Raw genomic sequence first — 3,807 nt, forward strand, 5'->3', positions numbered from 1 at the left:
CGATCCACTTGCGCTTCTTCCTTTACAATGGGAATAATATATCGCTGCATTTGGCTTCCTCCGGCAAGCATTTTCCTTAAAAGTATTACAGCTTGCCAGAGGAATCCCTCTCTTTCAAGCACAAAATTTGAAACGATTACGCGGGTGGGGAGTCCTTGTTTTTCATATTGGTTGCGGTATCATTCCAAATTTACGGTGGCAGCAATTGTGTTGCCGTGATACGAGCAAGGCAAAAAAGATGATCTGTGGTTGATTGAAGGAGTCGGATTTTGATTGAACAGATTTTCATACAGGGCGCGCGCCAGCATAACCTGAAGAATCTGGACATCCGGATTCCGCGCGATTCGCTGACGGTGATTACGGGTTTAAGCGGGTCAGGCAAATCGAGTCTGGCATTTGATACGATCTATGCCGAGGGGCAGCGGCGATATGTTGAATCGTTGTCAACCTACGCGCGGCAATTTCTCGATCAATTTGAAAAGCCCGATGTGGATTTCATTGAAGGCCTCTCGCCGGCGCTCTCGATCGAGCAGAAAACCATTGGTCGCAGTCCACGTTCGACTGTGGGGACGGTGACCGAAGTTTACGATTATCTCCGGTTGCTCTTTTCCTCAATTGGCAAGCCGCATTGTCCTAACTGCGGACAGCCAATCGCCCGGCAATCAAGCGACCAAGTGGTGAACATGATCATGGACTTGCCGGCAGGCGAGCGCGTGATGATTCTGGCTCCAATTGTGCGGGGCCGCAAAGGCGAGTTCAAAAAAGAACTGGAAAAACTGGCCCGCGCCGGGTTCGTGCGCGCGCGCATTGACGGCCAGTTGCGCCCGTTGGATGAAGACATCAAGTTGGAAAAGCGCAAGAATCACACGATTGAAGTGGTCGTTGACCGGTTGCTCATGAAGCCTGGCGTGCGCCCCCGCATTGAAGCCGCTGTGAAAACAGCCGCGCAGTTGGCCAATGGGCTCGTTTTGGTCTCGATTGTGGACGGAGAGGAGCATCTCTTCTCGGAAAAGATGGCGTGCATTGACTGCGGAATTTCCATGCCGGCGCTGGAGCCACGCTCATTTTCGTTCAACAGCGCATACGGAGCCTGCCCGGAATGTCGCGGCATGGGCGTGCGTCAGCAAGTTGATCCAGCGCGACTCGTGGCCGACCCAGCGCAATCACTCAAGCAGGTGACGTTGCTCCCGTTTGATCGCACGGTGAACAACTACTTGAAAAATGTTCTGGTGGCCTTGGCCAAACATTGCGATGTCGCCCTGGACACACCGTATGAGCAAGCGCCGGCCAGGTTGAAACGTGCATTCCTCTATGGGTTGAAGGAAAAGATTGCAGCCGAGCACAACGGTTATTACTATCAATTTCGTTGGCCTGGCGCGATCAAGTGTATCGAGAAGCAACTGGAGCGCACCGATAATGAGTCGTTGCACGCTGCCTACGAAGGGTTGATTTCACATGTGCCGTGCTCGCTTTGTGACGGTCGGCGATTGCAGAAGACAAGTTTGGCCGTGCGCGTGGGCAACCGCACGATTGCTGATTATGTGGCCATGCCCATCAGCGTGGCTCGCTCAGCATTCGAGGACGTTCGCCAACACCTGACGCCGCGTGAGGAACAGATCGCCGGGTTGATCCTCCGAGAAATTTGTGACCGATTGAGTTTTCTGGAAACGGTTGGTCTTGGTTACCTCACGCTGGATCGTCCGGCTCAAACGTTGGCTGGCGGCGAAGCGCAACGGATTCGGCTGGCTACGCAAATCGGCTCGCAACTGCGCGGCGTGCTGTACGTCCTGGATGAGCCATCCATCGGGTTGCATCCACGCGATAATGCCCGATTGCTGGCCACGCTGGAGCGATTGCGCGACATGGGCAACACGGTCATCGTGGTTGAACACGATGAAGAGACGATACGTCGCGCTGATTACGTGATTGATTTAGGGCCTGGCGCTGGCGCGCATGGCGGCTATGTTGTGGCTGCCGGGCCGCCCGATCTGATCGCTCATGAGCCAGCCTCGCTGACCGGTCAGTATTTGGCAGGCATTCGTCAGATTCCCGTGCCGGCGCAGCGCCGCGCCTCCAACGGCAAAGCGATCACGATATACGGCGCTGCCGCGCACAATCTGAAACGAATTGATGTCTCATTCCCACTTGGCGTGCTGCTGGTGGTGACCGGCGTGTCCGGGTCCGGCAAGTCCACATTGGTTGACGAAATCCTCTATCGGGCGCTTGCGCGGCAGTTACATCGAAGTCCGGTGAGGCCTGGGCAGCATGATCGCATTGAGGGACTGGAATACATTGACAAAGTCATCGAGATTGACCAATCCCCGATAGGACGGACGCCACGCTCCAATCCGGCTACCTACACCGGCGTGTTTACGCCGATTCGCGAGCTATTCGCCGCCTTGCCCGAATCGCGCGAGCGCGGCTATGGGCCGGGACGATTCAGTTTCAACGTTAAAGGTGGTCGCTGTGAAGCCTGTCAAGGCGACGGCGTGAAGCGCATCGAGATGAACTTTCTGCCCGATGTCTACGTCACATGCGAGACCTGCCGCGGCACACGCTACAACCGCGAGACGCTCATGGTTCATTACAAAGGCCACTCGATTAGCGATGTCTTAAACCTGACTGTGGCAGAGGCGCTGGACTTGCTGGGCAACATCCCACAGATTCGAAACAAGATTCAAACGCTGCTCGATGTCGGACTCGGTTACATCACGCTCGGTCAACCAGCCACAACCCTGTCCGGCGGCGAAGCGCAACGCATCAAGCTGGCTCGCGAGCTGAGCAAACGCGCGACCGGCCGGACGCTCTACATTTTAGACGAGCCGACGACCGGCTTGCACTTTGATGACGTGCGCAAACTGCTGGAGGTGTTGCACCGGCTGGTGGATCAAGGGAACACCGTGATCGTCATCGAGCATAATCTGGAAGTCATCAAGTCGGCTGATTGGATTATTGATTTAGGCCCGGAAGGCGGCGATGGCGGCGGCTACGTCGTCGCTCAAGGCACGCCGGAAGAGGTGGCGCGGATTGCCGCGTCCTTCACCGGTCAAGCGCTTCGCGCCGTGTTCGAGGTACGCGAGCGAAAATTGGCGTAGCAGGGCGCTTCATAGGCGCTGGACAGAGCGCCTGTTTCGCGGTTGGCAGCCGCGCGAGTTGATGTGACAAACGCCAGTCGGTCGTTCGCAGGTTTAACTCGGCAGCAGATTTGACGACGCGACAGGGTTGACGAGGAGACGGATTTGACCTGCGAGACAGACTTGACGATGAGGCAGGTTTGACTATGAGCGACATCGAGACCATCCATCCACAAATGATCAATCGTATCGGCGAACTGGCGGCTGCTTCAATTGACGCTAAGCGACGATTCTTTGACGCGCACCCTGACGCTGTGGCGCGCGCCGCGCTCATGCTGATCGAAGCGCTTCGCAGTGGAAGAAAAATCCTGCTGTTCGGCAATGGCGGCAGCGCCGCCGATGCGCAGCATATCGCCGCTGAGTTCGTCAACCGCTACCAGATGGAACGGCCTGGGCTGCCGGCCATTGCGCTCACCACCGATACCTCAATTCTCACTTCAATTGGCAATGATACGACCTTTGAAGAAATCTTCAGCCGACAGATTGAGGCGTTTGGGCAAGCTGGTGATGTCGCCGTCGCTATTACCACAAGCGGTCGCTCGCCCAATGTGGTTCGGGGTGTTCAGGCAGCACGGCAACGTGGATTACACACCATTGGCTTGCTGGGCAAAGATGGCGGCGTAGTCAAGGATTTGGTTGACCTGGCCATCATCGTGCCGAGCGATTCGACCTC

2 protein-coding genes are annotated in these 3,807 nt (G+C 56.3%); both read left to right on the forward strand.

The genetic code is table 11. The annotated features are described in order from the left end of the window. Positions 1-269: 269 nt before the first annotated feature. Positions 270-3,095, forward strand: coding sequence for an excinuclease ABC subunit UvrA (gene uvrA, locus NZ823_15225; GenBank protein MCS6806481.1), 2,826 nt, complete (start codon positions 270-272; stop codon positions 3,093-3,095). Positions 3,096-3,280: 185 nt separating this feature from the next. Beyond that, positions 3,281-3,807, forward strand: a 527-nt coding sequence (locus NZ823_15230; protein ID MCS6806482.1) for a D-sedoheptulose 7-phosphate isomerase, incomplete at its 3' end; no start/stop codon positions are given.

This window comes from Blastocatellia bacterium, assembly GCA_025054955.1.
In the GTDB taxonomy this organism is placed as follows: Bacteria; Acidobacteriota; Blastocatellia; order HR10; family J050; genus JANWZE01.